Origin of the sequence: Variovorax sp. HJSM1_2 (assembly GCF_049316285.1) — a bacterium.
In the GTDB taxonomy this organism is placed as follows: Bacteria; Pseudomonadota; Gammaproteobacteria; order Burkholderiales; family Burkholderiaceae_C; genus Rhodoferax_B.
The window spans coordinates 1-15,859 of sequence record NZ_JBMOXA010000010.1; the positions used below are offsets into that span (position 1 = coordinate 1).

A 15,859-nucleotide genomic window follows, 5' to 3' on the forward strand; every position below is an offset into this window, starting at 1 on the left:
ACCAGATGCTGCCCCCGCTGACCACCGTGCGCACCCCGCGCGCCGCCATCGGCGCTGCGGCCGCGACGATGCTGCTGGCCTTGATGCGCGACGAAATGGTGGCGCAGCCGGCGGTTGATTTGGGCTTTGAGTTGGTGCTGCGGCAGAGCTGCTAGGGGCCGGGCACAGGCGCAGAGCACCAGCTTTCCTACGGTAGAATCTGCGCGTTCAGCGGGTGTAGTTCAATGGTAGAACGGCAGCTTCCCAAGCTTCATACGAGGGTTCGATTCCCTTCACCCGCTCCAGCATTTTGTGAGATCCAGGCGTCCAGGCTCGATAAAATCCGAGCCAAACAGCCAAGGCCGGTCCCAGCCCGCCGGCCCACCCCACCATGTCATTGCTCCACCACCAACTCGAGTTGCTGGCCCCCGCACGTGATGCCGAGATTGGCATCGAGGCCATCAACCACGGCGCCGATGCCGTCTACATCGGCGGCCCCGGCTTTGGCGCACGCGCGTCGGCCGGCAACAGCATCCAGGACATTGAACGCCTGTGCCGCCACGCGCACCGCTTCAACAGCAAGATCTTCATAACGCTCAACACCATACTGCGTGACGACGAACTCGAGCCCGCACGGTGCATGGCCTGGGACGTGTACAACGCCGGCGCCGATGTGTTGATCGTGCAGGACATGGGGCTGCTCGACATCGACTTGCCGCCTATCCAGTTGCACGCCAGCACACAAACCGACATCCGCACGGTGGAGAAGGCGCGCTTCATGCAGGACGTGGGTTTTTCGCAGATCGTGCTCGCACGTGAACTCACGCTCAAGCAGATCAAGGCCATCCACCAGGGGCTGGACGCCGAGCGCTGCAAGCTCGAATTCTTCGTGCACGGCGCGCTGTGTGTGGCCTACAGCGGCCAGTGTTACATCAGCCACGCCCACACCGGCCGCAGCGCCAACCGCGGCGACTGTTCACAAGCCTGCCGCCTGCCCTACCAGGTGGTCGACAGCAAGGGCCGCTTTGTGGCGCACGACAAACACGTGTTGTCTATGAAGGACAACAACCAGTCGGACAATATGGCCGCGCTGGTGGATGCGGGTGTGCGCAGCTTCAAGATCGAGGGGCGCTACAAGGACATGGCGTATGTGAAGAACATCACCGCCCACTACCGCAAACTCATAGACGAAGTGATTGAAGCGCGTGAAACCGCGGGTGACCCGGAGCGCCCGCCGATGGCGCGCGCCTCCAGCGGACGCACCAGCTTCAGCTTCACGCCCGACCCGGACCAGAACTTCAACCGCGAGTTCACCGACTACTTTGTCAATGGCCGCAAGGAAGACATCGGGGCCTTCGACACACCCAAGAACCCGGGCCAGGCGATTGGCTGGGTGAGCAAGGTCGGCCCCAATTGGGTGGAGCTGGAAGTCAGCAACGCGGCCACGGTGCTGCACAACGGCGACGGCCTGTGTTACTACGACCTGCAAAAGGAACTGGTGGGCATGGCCATCAACCGTGCCGAACCGGTGTCGGCTGGCCCAAACAACAAGCTCTGGCGCGTCTTCCCCAAGGACCCGCTGGCCGGCTTCAAGGACCTGCGCCGTGGCACCGAGGTCAACCGCAACCGCGACATGGACTGGGTGCGCATGCTCGACAAAAAATCGAGCGACCGGCGCATTGGCCTCTGGGCCGAGCTGAGCGAAACCGCCCACGGCTTTGCCTTGAGCCTGACCGATGAAGATGGCCACCAGGCTAGCGCCAACCTGCCCGCAGAACACACCCTGGCGCGCCATGCCGCGCGCAACGAAGCCAGCTTGCGCGAGCATCTGGGCAAGTTTGGTACCACACCTTTTGAGCCCCTGGACATCAGCCTGAAGCTCAGCCAGCCTTGGTTTGTGCCCGCGTCCTTGCTCAACCAATTACGCCGCGATGCCGTGCAGGCCTTGGAAGATGCACGCTTGGCCGCCTACGAGCGGCCACAACGTGCGGCCGAAGTGTTGCCACCCGTGGCCTACCCCGAAGACACCCTGACCTACCTTGCCAACGTGTTCAACGACAAGGCGCGCGGTTTCTACGAACGCCACGGCGTGAAGGTGATTGCCGCCGCCTACGAGAGCCACGAGGAAGAAGGCGAAGTGTCTTTGATGATCACCAAACACTGCGTACGCTTCTCCATGAGCCTGTGTCCCAAGCAGGCCAAGGGCGTGACGGGGGTGCAGGGCACGGTGCGCGCCGAGCCGCTGACGCTGATCAACGGCAAGGAAAAGCTCACGCTGCGTTTTGACTGCAAGCCGTGCGAGATGCACGTGGTGGGCAAGATGAAGCGCTCGGTGCTGCAGGCGGCCAAGGAACAGCCGCTGACCTTCTACAAGACCCGGCCAGACGCGCAGCCGCTGCACTGATACGGGTTTGCCTTCAACCGTATAACGTCGTTGGTTCGCCTCGCCGTGCAACAGCACTGTCTTCGGCTTCCCGCCTCGTTCTCCGGCCGAATGCAAACCCGTATCAGCCGCGAGTGTTTCAAGCGTGGGCGGTGCGGAACACCGACACCGCCTCCACCAACTGACTGGCCTGCGTACGCAGGCTTTGCGCGGCAGCCGCGCTTTCTTCCACCAGCGCGGCATTTTGCTGGGTGCTGAGGTCCATGTCGGCGATGGCTTCGCTGATCTGCCCCACACCGGTGGCCTGCTCGCGGCTGGCGACCGAGATCTCGGCCACGGTGTCGGCCACGTGGCGCACGGCCGAGACAATCTCCGTCATGGTCTGCCCGGCTTCCCTCACCAGGTTGGAGCCCTCTTCCACACGGTAGACGCTGGTTTCAATCAGCGTTTTGATCTCCTTGGCGGCTTGGGCGCTGCGTTGCGCCAGGCTGCGCACCTCGCTGGCCACCACCGCAAAACCACGCCCCTGCTCACCCGCGCGGGCGGCTTCCACCGCAGCATTCAGCGCCAGAATATTGGTCTGAAAGGCAATGCCGTCGATCACGCCGGTGATCTCGGCAATCCTGCCCGAGCTTTCACGAATCGCCTGCATGGTGCCGACAACCTGCTCCACCACACCGCCGCCGCGTGTCGCCACACTCGAGGCCTTGGCCACCAGTTCGTTGGCCGTACCGGCGCTATCGGCATTGAGGCGAATGCTGCTGTTCATCTGTTCCATGGAGGCGGCGGTCTCTTCCAGGGACGCGGCCTGCTGCTCGGTGCGAGCACTCAGGTCGTCATTGCCCTGCGAGATCTGCTCGCTGGCCGTGGCCACGGATTCAGCGTTACGCCGCACATCGGACACGATGCCGGCCAACTGGTCCTGGCTGGTCTGCAGGGCTTGCAGCAAGCGGCCCAGTTCGTCGCGGCCGGCCAGTTGCACAGGCTGGCTTAGATCGCCTACCGCAATGGCATCTGCCGCACGTTGGGCCTCCACCAATCGGCTGGTGGTGGAACGGGCCACCAGCCAGGCATAGACGGCAAACAACAACACGGCCACGACCAGCGTAAGCCCCAGCAGCAGCATATTGCTCTGCACACCCGCCACCCGGTCCGCCAGGGTGAGGTCGAGTTGGTCGCTGGCGCTTTGGTTAAGTTCAAACTGCTGGCGAATGGCTTCCGTCATCAACGCAAAAAACGCTGGGGCTTCCATATTCAGCGCGCCGTCGACCAATTGTTCGCGCGTGGCTTTGATGGCGGCCTGCACGCTGGCCTGCAGTTTCTGCTGCAGCGGCGCGTACACCTTGGCCATGGCCGGGTCGGCGGCGGCGGCTTTGTCAAAACTGGTGTTGCTGCGCAGATAGCTGTCCTCGGCCAGCACCAACTGGGCATGGATCCGCAAGCGGTCTTCTGGGCTCACACTTTTGCGCGCCAGCGCGCCCGAGCCGAGCGCGCGCAAACGCCCCAAACGTTCGGTGAGCATGATGCCGTCCACCGCCGAGGCGGTGATGCTGCTGTAGCTGTTGGCTTCGGGGTCGAGTGACCAATTGAACACATCCAGCGCTGCGGCCAGCACTTGCAGCTGCGCCTCTATCAAGCTGGTGTGGCTGGCAAAACTCTGGGCGCTGTCCAGGCGCCGGGCTGCGACATCTGCGGCCAAACTCTTCCAGCGTGGCGCCAACTGGGTCCACTGCGCCTGCAGGCTGGTGGCGCCCGCATCGGCCAAGCGCTGTGCCACCAGGTCCATGGCACGGCCCACCTCGGCCTCTTTGCTCTCGCGCTGCGCAACAGCAGTGGCCGTGCCCGACAACATGGCCGTGGACAAACCCCGGTGCTCCTGGGTCAAGCGAACGCCTTCGTACAAGCTGCGCACCACCGGGCTGCCGGCAAGCTCACGCTGCGCAAAAGCCAGGTCCTGGGAGGCCAGTCGGCTGTACAACACACACGGTAGCAGAATGGCCAGCGCGGCCAGCAGTCCGAGCAGCATGAATTTGCGGCTGATGCTGGTATTCAAAATAATCTGCATGCGAATGTCTCCTTGAAAATCCTGTGGTCTGCACACAAGCCGCAAGCAGAATTCGGACCACACCCCGCCAACACTGGCATGTGGCGGCCTTACTTGACCCTGCTCAGTTACCGCGGTGGCGGCGTCGGCACAATACCGCCAAGGCTGTAGCATCGACAAGCTATTTCGAGGGCGGAAAATTCCGCGCGGTCCACAGGTTCACCCAGTTCATGAAGCAAAACGACAACCAGAACATCTTGCGCCACTGGCGCGAAGCCGTGCCACATGACAGGCTGGCCCACTTGATCCGCGACACCGAGCGCGCGTTCCGCAAATCCCTGCAGATGCGCCTGGCGGCACACGGCGTACCCTTTGGCCACTGGAGTTTTCTGCGCATCCTGTGGGAACAGGATGGGCTGACACAACGCGAGTTAAGCGACCATGCCGGCGTGATGGAGCCCACCACCTTTGCCGCCATGAAGACCATGGAAGCACAAGGCTACGTGACGCGCCGGCAGTTGCCCAGCAACAAAAAGAACATCTACGTCTATCTCACCGACCAGGGCCGCTCACTCAAGGAAAAACTGGTGCCACTGGCGGAGGAGGTGAACCACATCAGCACGGCTGGCATGACCGAGGCCGATGTCGCCCGGGCCCGCAAAGTCCTGCTGACCATGATTGAAAACCTGGCGCAGGACGAGGTCGACTGGAACCAGCAGGTGGTGTCTCCCGCCACACGCGGCAGCGTGTCCGAGCGCCCCGCGCCCTCAGCCAAGGCGGCGGCACGCCTCAAAAAAGCCTAGGCCATCATCCATCTATCCAGTGCGGCGCATCGCTGCCCGGTGGCACCGAGGGCCGCAGCCAACCCACAGGTGTGCGCGACAGTTGAGCCGCATGACGCACGGCTTGCAGCCGGCCAAAACCGCTGTCAAGCGACTCCAGCCAGGGTGTGATGGCCGTCTCCGCTGTCGCAAAACCAGCCTCGACGCGCCCGAGTTGACGCAGCCACTGTGCGGTTTGCGCCAGCGATAGCCGTACCAACCAACTGCCGCCCTCCAACTGCTGACGGCGCAGTGCCACAGCGGCCGCAGCGGCCATGAAAAAGCCGCTGGCGTAATCGAGGATTTGCACCGGCAAGGCCTTGGGGCCGGCTTGCCCCGCCGCAAGGCCTTCGGCCTGGTTGAAGCCGGTGGCGGTCTGCACCAGCGAATCGAAACCACGCCGCTGGCACCACGGGCCGTGTTCACCATAGGCCGAGAGTGACACATAGACGATGCCCGGCCGCTGTGCAGCCGCTTGCTCCGGGCCAAAGCCCAAGTCCTGCAATCCGCCAGGACGATAGCCCTGCAGCATCACGTGGCTGCCTTGCAGCAAGGCGGCAAAATCGGCCCGCCCGGCAAGGCTGCGCAGATCGGCCAGCACCGAACGTTTGCCACGGCTGGTCTCGGCGATCGAGGCAATATTCGGCAGATGCGGCGCGTTCACCAGCATCACGTCGGCACCGTAGGCCGCCAGGGTGCGCCCACCCACCGGGCCGGCCAGGATACGCGTGAGATCCAGCACACGCACGCCGTGTAATGGCCGTGCTTCTGCTGGCAACGCCGGCAGAGACAAAGGCGGCGCATCGCCAATACGCTCCAGCGTCCACAGGGGCTGGGTTTTCAGTGCCAACGCTTGGGGATGTAGATCCCAAGTGGCGAAGTCGCGCAAGGCGGCGACCACCAGGCGCTGCTCGGCAGCCGCAGTTTCAAATGCTTCGGCGCGCCAGTCTTGCAGTGCAGCGGTCACGTCTGCGGGTTGTGCGGTTTCCGGCGCCAGGCCCAGCAAGCGCAACGCACCGTCGCGGTGGTGCGCAAAGTTGGCGTGTATGCGTACCCAGCCATCGGCGCAGCGGTACAGACCGGAGAACGGGTCCCACTTGGGCGGCACCACCCCATCGACGCTGAACCAGCCGGTGCACTCCTGTGCCGCGGCCAGCATGTCGACACTGAGCATTTGCCTAGGCGCACCGCGCACCTGGGCCAGTTCGCAGGCCGCCAAGGCTGCGGCCGCAATGCTCACCTGCGCGGCAGTGCCCACATGGAAAGAAGATGGCAGCACCGGGTCTGCGCCGGTGAGCTGCACCTGGTTGAGGCTCTCTACCGGCAGTCCGGCCGCGGCCCACCATTCGGCCAAAACCTGCAGGGAGGACACAGCCGAAGCGGGCACCACACTAGATCAGCTTCACACCAGTCTTGGCCTGCAAAGCGTCCAGCGTCACACCTGGCGCCAGCTCCACCACCTTCAGGCCTTGCGGCGTCACGTCCATCACGGCCAGGTCGGTGATGATGCGGTCCACCACCCCCACGCCGGTCAAAGGCAAAGTGCACTTGGGCAGAATCTTCAGGTCTTCGGTACCGTCTTTTTTCTTGGCCACGTGTTCCATGAGCACGATCACACGCTTCACGCCGGCGACCAGATCCATGGCGCCGCCCATGCCCTTGACCATCTTGCCGGGAATCATCCAGTTGGCCAGGTCGCCGTGTTCGCTGACCTGCATCGCGCCCAGGATGGACAGGTTGATCTTGCCACCGCGAATCATCGCAAAACTGTCGTGGCTGCCGAAGATCGACGAGCCCTTGATGGTGGTGACGGTTTGTTTGCCGGCGTTGATCAGGTCGGCATCAACTTCGTCTTCGGTGGGGAAAGGGCCAATGCCCAGCATGCCGTTTTCCGACTGCAGCCAGACTTCCTTGTCACCCGTGTGGTTGGCCACCAGCGTGGGAATGCCAATGCCCAGGTTGACGTAGAAACCGTCTTCGAGTTCTTGGGCGGCACGGGCCGCCATTTGGTCTTGGGTCCAAGCCATGATTAAGCCCCTGCCTTTTCAGTGATGGTTCGTTTTTCTATGCGTTTTTCGGGGTTGGGGTTGTGCACGATGCGGTGCACGTAGATGCCGGGCAGGTGCACCTGGTCGGGCACGATGTCGCCGGTCTCGACCACCTCTTCCACTTCCACCACACAGATCTTGCCGGCCATGGCGGCGGCGGGGTTGAAGTTGCGCGCCGTGAGGCGGAACTGCAGGTTGCCCGATTTGTCGGCGCGGTGCGCCTTTACCAGCGCCACATCGGGCACCAGCGAACGTTCCATCACATAGGTTTCGCCGTCGAAATCGCGCAGCTCTTTGCCCTCGGCCACCATGGTGCCGACACCGGTCTTGGTGAAAAACGCAGGAATGCCGGCACCGCCGGCGCGCAGCTTCTCGGCCAGCGTGCCTTGGGGTGTGAATTCCAGCTCCAGCTCGCCCGCCAGGTACTGGCGCTCGAACTCCTTGTTTTCACCCACGTAGCTGGAGATCATCTTCTTGATCTGCCGCGTCTCCAGCAGCTTGCCCAGGCCAAAACCATCCACCCCCGCGTTGTTGGAGATCACGGTGAGGTCTTTGACACCCGAATCGCGCAGCGCGTCGATCAGCGCTTCGGGAATGCCACACAGGCCGAAACCGCCGACGGCAAACAGTTGGCCGTCTTGGACGATGCCCTTGAGGGCGTCGGCCGCGCTGGGGAAAATTTTGTTCACAACGGACTCCTTGGGTACAAATCAAACCTGACGATGAACACATCCACGAATGCGACGATACTACGTAACCCGATACGTAGAAGCTCGTAAGGACGAACGCCTAGTGACCTCTCAGACCGCCCCTGCTGCTCATGCCCTGGGCTCAGAAATCGATTACCGCCTGGCCTTTGAGCTGGCACCCATAGGCCTGGTGATCTCACGCAACCGCACAATTGTGGACTGCAACCAGCATTTATGCGAGATGTTCGGCGCCACACGTGACCAATTGGTGAACCAGTCTTTTCTGGTGTTGTACCCCACGGCCTCTGAGTACGAACGCATGGGTGCACGCATCGCACCGATCTTGAATGCCAAGGGCCACTATGCCGACAACCGCATCATGAAGCGCTTCGACGGCCGCTTCAAAGACGAGACCTTTTGGTGCCATGTCACGGGACGCGCGTTCAACCGCGCGGCGCCACATGAGGCAGGTGTTTGGTCGTTTGAGGATTTGTCGGCGATGCGGCCCGTGAAAGCCGAACTGACGGCGCGCGAGCGTGAAGTCGCGGCGTTTCTGATGGATGGCCTCACCTCCAAGGAGATCGGCCGGGCTTTGGGCATCAGCCACCGCACGGTGGAGATTTACCGCGCGCGGTTGATGCGCAAATACGAGGCCAGCACGTCGGCTGACCTCGTACACAAGCTGATGGCAGGTTAAAAACCTGCGACACCAGCAAGCGCCATCAAGCCAGGATCAAGCCAGGTCGAAGCGGTCCGCGTTCATCACCTTGGTCCACGCGGCCACGAAGTCGTTGACCAACTTCTGTTTGCCGTCAGCGCTGGCATAGACCTCGGCATAGGCGCGCAGCACCGAGTTGGAGCCGAAGATCAGGTCGTTGCGTGTGCCGGTGTACTTCACGGCGCCGGTCTTGCGGTCGCGGCCTTCAAACACTTCGGCTTCGGCGTCCGCCGCCTTCCACGCCGTTCCCATGTCCAGCAGGTTGACGAAGAAGTCGTTGGACAGTGTGCCCACCTTGTCGGTGAACACGCCGTGTTTGCCGCCGTCGGCATTGGTACCCAACACACGCAGGCCACCGACCAGTGCGGTCAACTCTGGGGCCGTCAACGTCAGCAGTTGCGCGCGGTCGATCAGCAGTGCCTCGGTCGATGCACCGATGGGGCCTTTCTTGTAGTTGCGGAAACCGTCGGCAAAAGGCTCCATCACTTCAAACGATTCCACATCGGTTTGTTCCTGCGTGGCGTCCACCCGTCCCGGTGCAAAGGGCACTTCGGTCAACACACCGGCGGCTTTGGCGGCTTGTTCCACCCCCACGTTGCCGGCCAGCACAATCACGTCGGCTAACGAAGCCTTGCCCGATGCCTTTTGGATGTCGATCAACTTGCCCAGCGTCTGGATGACGTTCTGGTTGACATCCCAATCCTTCTGCGGTGCCAGCGCCAGGCGCGCACCGTTGGCACCACCACGCTTGTCACCACCACGGAAGGTCGAGGCCGAGGCCCAGGCGACCGAGACCAGTTCACCCACCGACAAACCAGCGGCAGCAATCTTCGACTTCAGATCGGCAATGTCGTCCGCCGTGGGTTGGTGTATGGCCGCAGGCAATGGGTCTTGCCAGATCAGGTCTTCCTTGGGCACTTCGGGGCCGAGGTAACGCGCCTTGGGGCCCATGTCGCGGTGCGTCAGCTTGAACCAGGCGCGCGCAAAGGCTTCGGCAAACGCTTGTGGGTCTTCAGCGAAACGCTTGGAGATCTTGCCGAACTCGGGATCGAAGCGCAGCGTCAGATCGGTGGTCAGCATGGTGGGCTTGTGGAACTGGCCCTTCACATGTGCGTCGGGGATGATCTCCTCGGCGTCTTTGGCCACCCACTGCTTGGCACCAGCAGGAGACTTGCTGAGTTCCCATTCGAACTTGAACAGGTTTTCGAAGAAGTTGTTGCTCCACAGCGCGGGAGTCTTGGTCCAGGTGACTTCCAGGCCGCTGGAAACGGTGTCTTTGCCAAAGCCGCTGCCAAAGCTGCTGTTCCAGCCCAGGCCTTGCGCCTCTATGCCCGCGCCCTCTGGCTCTGGGCCTTTATGCGACTCGGGTGCGGCACCGTGGGTCTTGCCAAAGGTGTGGCCACCAGCGATCAAAGCGACGATTTCTTCGTCATCCATCGCCATGCGGTTGAAGGTGGCGCGTATGTCTTTGGCGGCGGCCATGTAGTCACCGCTGGCGTTCGGGCCTTCGGGGTTGACGTAGATCAGGCCCATGTGGGTGGCGCCCAGGTTCTTGTCCAGCTCACGATCGCCGCTGAAACGTTTGTCGGTGCCCAGCCAGGTGGTCTCGGCGCCCCAGTTCACGTCCATGTCGGGTTCCCATACGTCTTCGCGGCCACCGGCAAAACCGAAGGTACGAAAACCCATGGATTCGAGTGCCACGTTGCCTGTCAAGATAAACAGGTCGGCCCAGGAAATCTTCTGGCCGTATTTCTGTTTGATGGGCCACAGCAGGCGGCGCGACTTGTCGATGTTGACGTTGTCCGGCCACGAATTCAGCGGCGCAAAACGTTGTTGCCCACGGCCACCGCCGCCGCGCCCGTCCACCGTGCGGTAGGTGCCGGCCGAGTGCCAGGCCATGCGAATGAACTGCGGGCCGTAATGACCAAAGTCGGCGGGCCACCAGTCCTGGCTGTCGGTCATCAGCTTCACCAAGTCGGCCTTGAGCGCACGGTAGTCAAGCTTCTTGAATTCTTCGGCGTAGTTGAACTTCTCGCCCAGAGGGTTGGATTTGTTGGAGTGCTGGTTCAGCAGGTCAACACGCAGTTGGTTGGGCCACCAATCTTTGTTCGACGTACCACTGCCGGCGGCGTGGTGGAAGGGGCACTTGGCTTCTGTGGACATGGGGCTCTCCTTTATAGGTGGGTGAATGGCGTTTTCATCGGTCTGCACAAGTCAAAAACCTGGCGTTCCCGGTTGCCGCCAACCGGAACTTCTCGCGCTGAAGTCACACGGGAATATGCCCGCATCAGACCTCTTTGCAAAGAAAGAACGATGACGTTCATGATAATCAAATACTATCGAATCATCGGATAGATAAATCTTATCTATTCAATAGCTGTTTTCAAACGCGCCGCTGGTCATACATCATGAACAGACTTTTCACGCCAGTGAATCCCCCATTGGGGGCTCTGCCAGATGGTGCTTTCAGGAGAAAAGCACCGAGGAGAAACGCCCCCACGCAGCGCGAAAGAATGCTCCATGGCTTGAGCCTCCCCCCGCACCGGCCCAGGCCGCGCCGTATCATGGTGCGCGCCTTTCACACCACTGAAAACCAAGAGACATCGCCATGACCACTGCTACGACCAGCCGCGCACGTTATCCCCTGCCCGATCTCAACACCCTGCCCGAGGATCTCAAGGCCAAAATCCTTGAAGTGCAAGAGAAAGCCGGCTTTGTGCCGAATGTGTTCCTGGCGCTGGCCCGTCGTCCGGCCGAGTGGCGCGCGTTTTTTGCGTACCACGACGCTTTGATGCTCAAGGAAGAAGGTTCACTCACCAAGGGTGAGCGCGAGATGATCGTCACCACCACCAGCGCGGCCAACCAATGCCTTTACTGCGTGGTGGCGCACGGTGCACTGCTGCGCATCTACGAGAAAAAACCACTCGTGGCCGACCAGGTGGCGGTGAACTACCGCAAGGCCGACATCTCGCGGCGCCAGCGCGCCATGCTCGACTTCGCCATGAAGGTCAGCCAACATTCCGCCGAGATCGACGACGCGGATTTCGCCGCGCTGCACCTGCACGGTTTCGACGACGAGGACATCTGGGACATTGCCGCCATCACAGCCTTTTTTGGCCTGTCTAACCGCATGGCCAGCTTTGCGGGCATGGCGCCCAACCCCGAGTTCTACCTGCTGGGCCGCTTGCCCAAGCCAGCCAAAGCCAACTAAAGCCTGTGAATGGCAAAGCCATGCCCCCGCACAGAGCGAATCGCCGTTTTGCTTTCAACCCTAATTGGAGCCACGTGTGGTCAACCCGAATCTTCGTTTGTACGTCGATAGCCAATGCATCAGTCCGTACGCCATGTCCGCCTTTGTCGCCTTGCACGAAAAAGGCCTGCCATTTGACATCACCTCGGTGGACCTCGGCACGCGAGAGAACTTGGCCCCCGGCTTCGCCAGCCTGTCTCTGACACGCCGGGTTCCGACCTTGTGGCATGACGGTTTTGCACTGTCCGAATCTTCGGCCATCGCCGAATACATTGACCAGGTCTTTCCCGGCACTGCGCTCTACCCCGGCGAGGCGCGCGACAAAGCTCGCGCCCGGCAAGTGCAGGCCTGGTTACGCAGCGACCTGATGCCGCTGCGCCAGGAGCGCCCGACCGAAGTGCTGTTCTATGGGCAGAAATATCCAACACTCACGCCCGCAGCCCAAGCCGCAGCCAACAAACTCATCGCTGCAGCCGAAACCCTGCTTCCCGTAGGCGCACAATTCCTGTGTGACCAGTGGTCGATTGCCGATGTCGACCTGGCGGTGATGCTCAACCGCCTGGCCCTGCACGGCGACGCCCTGCCCGAGCGCCTGGCCAGCTATGCCCGGCAACAATGGCTGCGCCCCAGCCTGCGCCTGTGGCTTGAGCGGGAGCGCCCCGCGCTATGACGCCGATGATCTCCGCCAGCCCACCCTCTCAAGCAGGCCTGCGCCCGGCGCTACCCATACGCCGCCTGGAGGTCGACCTCAGCCAAGGCTTTGCGCGCCACTGGCTTGGCGGCGACGCCTTTCGTTCGCAGTTCTTCAACGCCTTGTCCATGAGTTTTCCGGTCGGCGAGCAGTTCTTCATCGATGCGGTGCGCAACGCCGTGCCACTGCTCGAAGCGCAAAGCCCGCAAGGCGGATCGGCAGCTCTGCACGAGACGCTTCAAGAATCCATTCGCGGCTTCATAGGCCAGGAGGCCACACATCGCCGCATCCACGGTTTGTACAACGCGACGCTGGAGCGGCAAGGCCTGCGCAACCGCTGGCAGCACTGGGCGCAAAAGCGCATCGCCACGCTGGCGCGGCTGGCCCAAGACCACGCCACGCCTTGGCCGTGACCTGTGCCTACGAACACTTCACCGCGCTGTTGGCCGACGGCACGCTGCGCTACCCGCGCTGGCTGGAGGGTGCCGACGAAAACCTGCGCAGCGTGTGGTTGTGGCACGCCGCAGAGGAAACCGAACACCGTGCAGTGGCTTTCGAGCTGTACCGCGCCGTGGGCGGCAACCATGCGTGGCGCGTGCGCTGGTTCATGTTTGTCTGGGTGATTTTTGCTTTCGACGCTTCGCGCCAAACCGCCTTGAACCTGCACCGCGATGGCAGCCTATGGCGCCCCAGTACCTGGCTGAGTGCCGCAGCTTTCTTTTGGGGAGTCGACGGTATGTTCTGGCGCAGTTTGCCCGCGACGCTGCGCTACCTGCGACGCGACTTCCACCCGGACCAGGAACAACACGCCGTGCCCGCTGCGGTGTTGGCGCAGTGCTGGCTGTCGGCCAACCAAGCCCGCTTCAAACTGGTGGGAGCAAGCCAGGACGGGCCGCCAGACGCTATGCTTTCAGAAGCATCTCCCGCTTGATAGACAAGCTTCAGCAGCATTTTTCTCTTGAACGCAGCGCAGCCCGCTTAGTCGCTCACCACGGCACGCAACCAGTCCGGCAAGTTCACTGCCTTCTGCTGCGCGTGGTTCACCCAGATCAAGGTGGCGCCGCCGGCGGCATGCACCACGCCGGCTTGGTCACTACGCTCCATCGTCACCCAGGTTTCCACCGTGGTGCGTTTGGGGTCGCTTACGTAGGTCTTGACCAGCACGTCGCCGGGGTATTCCAACTGCTTGTAGAAATTGCAGAACGCGTTGACGATCACCGGTCCCTCTTCCGCGCCATCACCGAGGGCACCGATGGACAGCAGCCAGTCGATGCGCGCCGTCTCCATGTAACGGAAGTAGGCCGCGTTGTTGACGTGGCGCATCGCATCCATGTCGCCCCAGCGTATGGGGAGCGACATCTCATAAGCCAGTTTTTTCTGTTCAGGAATTTCTATCTTCATGCGTCGAATATAGGGGCACGGCGGGCATTCACCGCCACGTGGCCGTCGCGCCAGAGACCTAGACTCAACGGTGTGCGCGGATCGACGCCACAATGCCCAGCGTGAACGCCAGTGCCGCCAGCCACTGCCAGAGGCTAGGCCATTGGCCGTCCCAGACAAAGGCGTAGAACAGGCCGAACAGCGTTTCACTGACGATGAGTTGGCCACACAGGCTGGGACTCAAACGGCGGCTGGCCACGTTCCACAGCAGTGTCGCCAGCCAGGCCGACCCCAAGCCAGTGGCGATGAAACAGATGGCGGGCAGCATCAGCCCATGTTGCATCACCAGCACCTGCGGCGCGGAACCCAAAACCAGCCACAAGACCAACGCCCCGGCCCCTGAGGCGATGCCCAGCCAGTTGGCCCAGTCGCTGGCACGCACCTGCGGGTGGCGCCGCAACCACGCGGCGTTGAGCAGGGCAAACGCCGTCCACGACACCATGGCCGCAACCGCATAAGCGATGCCGCGCCAGAAGTGCACGGCATCGCCCTGTGCTGCGGCCGGTTCGGCCCAACTCATCAGCGCCATGCCCAGCACGGTGAGCGCCGCGCCGGGCAGCAACGCAGCCCAGCGCAAGTTTTCGGGTTTGCCCAACACCATCACCCAAATGGGAATGGTGCCGATGATGAGGGTGGGCAAAGCACTACCGGCGTCGCGCAGGGCCAGCACCAGCAGCAGAAAATAGCCGGTGAAGCCGAGTACGCTCAAGCCTGCCGCAACGGCGGCTTGCGACCAGGTGGGCAGTTGCCGGCCGCGTGCGCTGAGCAGCATCACACCAGCCGCGCACAGGCCATAGACCAGCAAGCGCCCGGCCATCACGTCCACCGAGCCGTAGCCCGGCAACACCCGCGGCAACACAAACACCAAGCCCCACAAGGCCCCGGCAGCCAGGCCGGCCAAGATACCCGTCAGCACAGGGAAATCAATTCAGCAAACCCCAAAACCATCGTCCGCCGCGATCACCGCGCCATTGATGAAATGGCTTTGCCCGCTGGCCAGCAGCAGCAGCAGGCCATCCAGGTCTTCGGGCTTGCCCACACGTTTGCGCGGCAAGGTCTGCACCAGCTTTTCGCCCTGCTCGGAAGCCCACAGGTGGTGGTTGATCTCGGTGTCGATATAGCCTGGGCAAATGGCGTTGACATTGATGCCGTATCGGCCCCACTCGGCGGCCATGGCACGTGTCATCTGGATCACGGCGGCCTTGCTCATGCAGTACACGCCAATCTGCGGCACGGCCTTGAGCCCGGCGGCGCTGGCGATGTTGATGATGCGCCCGCCGGTATAAGAGCCCGGAGCCGCACCGGTGGCGCGCGCAATCATGCGTTTGCCCACCTCTTGGGCCATGAAAAAGGCGCCACGCACATTGGTGTCGAACATGAAGTCGAACGCGTCTTCGTCCACATCTTCCAGGCGCTGGCGCGTGCTCACGCCCGAGTTGTTCACCAGGATATCGATGGAGCCGACCTCGGTCTCGGCATGTGCCACGGCGGCCTTGATGGCAAAACGGTCGGTCACGTCGAGTTCAATCACATGTGCATCACCGCCCTCGCCTTCAATGCGGGCGCGCAGTGTCTTGAGCTTCTGCACCCGGCGGCTGGCCAGCACCACGGCCGCACCGGCGCGCGCCAGCGTTTGGGCAAACTGCGCACCGAGTCCGCCGGAGGCCCCCGTCACCAGGGCAACGCGTCCTGAGAGATCAATGTTGTAGGCCATGGTGAACGCTCCGTGCAAGAGTTGAAGAACGTGTTCGAGTGGCGGGCCAGTGGCTTCACAAGCTGCGACCAACTGCTCAATT

The 15,859-nt window shown here is 62.3% G+C and carries 14 protein-coding genes, 1 tRNA gene and 1 pseudogene; 8 read left to right on the forward strand and 8 right to left on the reverse strand.

What is annotated here, in order from left to right:
• The 3 genes from ACFQ95_RS12815 to ACFQ95_RS12825 all read left to right on the forward strand — a co-directional run.
• On the forward strand, nucleotides 1-155 hold a 155-nt coding region (locus ACFQ95_RS12815; protein WP_422831823.1), incomplete at its 5' end, for a substrate-binding domain-containing protein.
• A gap of 55 nt (nucleotides 156-210) precedes the next feature.
• Nucleotides 211-284: transfer RNA gene (locus ACFQ95_RS12820), tRNA-Gly, on the forward strand.
• Between the two features lie 86 nt (nucleotides 285-370).
• Nucleotides 371-2,383, forward strand: a complete 2,013-nt coding sequence (locus ACFQ95_RS12825; protein WP_422831483.1) for a peptidase U32 family protein — start codon at nucleotides 371-373, stop codon at nucleotides 2,381-2,383.
• 118 nt (nucleotides 2,384-2,501) lie between these two features.
• Here ACFQ95_RS12825 and ACFQ95_RS12830 read toward each other — a convergent pair whose 3' ends face one another.
• Complete coding sequence (locus tag ACFQ95_RS12830) at nucleotides 2,502-4,427, reverse strand: methyl-accepting chemotaxis protein (protein ID WP_422831485.1); 1,926 nt, start codon at nucleotides 4,425-4,427, stop codon at nucleotides 2,502-2,504.
• A gap of 209 nt (nucleotides 4,428-4,636) precedes the next feature.
• Between ACFQ95_RS12830 and ACFQ95_RS12835 the strand changes: the two genes are divergently transcribed.
• Nucleotides 4,637-5,209 carry a MarR family winged helix-turn-helix transcriptional regulator gene (locus tag ACFQ95_RS12835; protein WP_422831487.1) on the forward strand — a complete coding sequence of 191 codons (573 nt, stop codon included), beginning with the start codon at nucleotides 4,637-4,639 and terminating at the stop codon, nucleotides 5,207-5,209.
• Nucleotides 5,210-5,213: 4 nt separating this feature from the next.
• Here the strand turns inward: ACFQ95_RS12835 and ACFQ95_RS12840 are convergent, their stop codons facing one another.
• From ACFQ95_RS12840 to ACFQ95_RS12850, 3 genes are read right to left on the reverse strand one after another with little or no spacing between them, the layout of a single operon-like run.
• Nucleotides 5,214-6,614, reverse strand: a complete 1,401-nt coding sequence (locus tag ACFQ95_RS12840) for a CoA transferase (protein ID WP_422831488.1) — start codon at nucleotides 6,612-6,614, stop codon at nucleotides 5,214-5,216.
• A 4-nt stretch (nucleotides 6,615-6,618) separates the two neighbouring features.
• Entirely contained in the window at nucleotides 6,619-7,254 is a 636-nt protein-coding gene (locus tag ACFQ95_RS12845) for a 3-oxoacid CoA-transferase subunit B (protein WP_422831489.1), read from the reverse strand.
• 2 nt (nucleotides 7,255-7,256) lie between these two features.
• On the reverse strand, nucleotides 7,257-7,964 hold the full coding sequence (locus ACFQ95_RS12850) for a CoA transferase subunit A (protein ID WP_422831491.1): 708 nt from the start codon (nucleotides 7,962-7,964) through the stop codon (nucleotides 7,257-7,259).
• A 136-nt stretch (nucleotides 7,965-8,100) separates the two neighbouring features.
• On the opposite strand from ACFQ95_RS12850, the gene ACFQ95_RS12855 reads away from it, so the two are divergent.
• A complete protein-coding gene (locus tag ACFQ95_RS12855) occupies nucleotides 8,101-8,661 on the forward strand; it encodes a LuxR C-terminal-related transcriptional regulator (RefSeq protein WP_422831825.1) in 561 nt (186 codons plus the stop codon).
• Between the two features lie 36 nt (nucleotides 8,662-8,697).
• Here ACFQ95_RS12855 and katG read toward each other — a convergent pair whose 3' ends face one another.
• On the reverse strand, nucleotides 8,698-10,845 hold the full coding sequence (gene katG / locus ACFQ95_RS12860; protein ID WP_422831493.1) for a catalase/peroxidase HPI: 2,148 nt from the start codon (nucleotides 10,843-10,845) through the stop codon (nucleotides 8,698-8,700).
• 445 nt (nucleotides 10,846-11,290) lie between these two features.
• Between katG and ACFQ95_RS12865 the strand changes: the two genes are divergently transcribed.
• The 3 genes and pseudogenes from ACFQ95_RS12865 (at nucleotide 11,291) to ACFQ95_RS12875 (ending at nucleotide 13,554) form a co-directional block, all read left to right on the forward strand.
• Nucleotides 11,291-11,893: a peroxidase-related enzyme gene (locus ACFQ95_RS12865; protein WP_422831495.1), complete on the forward strand. Its 603-nt coding sequence runs from the start codon at nucleotides 11,291-11,293 to the stop codon at nucleotides 11,891-11,893.
• 76 nt (nucleotides 11,894-11,969) lie between these two features.
• The gene (gene yfcF / locus ACFQ95_RS12870) at nucleotides 11,970-12,602 is read left to right on the forward strand and encodes a glutathione transferase (protein WP_422831497.1); all 633 of its coding nucleotides are present in this window, start codon (nucleotides 11,970-11,972) and stop codon (nucleotides 12,600-12,602) included.
• A 5-nt stretch (nucleotides 12,603-12,607) separates the two neighbouring features.
• Nucleotides 12,608-13,554 (forward strand): annotated as a pseudogene (locus ACFQ95_RS12875) (metal-dependent hydrolase).
• Nucleotides 13,555-13,601: 47 nt separating this feature from the next.
• Here the strand turns inward: ACFQ95_RS12875 and ACFQ95_RS12880 are convergent.
• The 3 genes from ACFQ95_RS12880 to ACFQ95_RS12890 form a co-directional block, all read right to left on the reverse strand.
• Complete coding sequence (locus ACFQ95_RS12880; RefSeq protein WP_422831499.1) at nucleotides 13,602-14,024, reverse strand: acyl-CoA thioesterase; 423 nt, start codon at nucleotides 14,022-14,024, stop codon at nucleotides 13,602-13,604.
• A gap of 64 nt (nucleotides 14,025-14,088) precedes the next feature.
• On the reverse strand, nucleotides 14,089-14,979 hold the full coding sequence (locus ACFQ95_RS12885) for a DMT family transporter (RefSeq protein ID WP_422831501.1): 891 nt from the start codon (nucleotides 14,977-14,979) through the stop codon (nucleotides 14,089-14,091).
• Nucleotides 14,980-14,991: 12 nt separating this feature from the next.
• Nucleotides 14,992-15,777: an SDR family oxidoreductase gene (locus ACFQ95_RS12890; protein ID WP_422831502.1), complete on the reverse strand. Its 786-nt coding sequence runs from the start codon at nucleotides 15,775-15,777 to the stop codon at nucleotides 14,992-14,994.
• Between the last annotated feature and the right edge of the window lie 82 nt (nucleotides 15,778-15,859).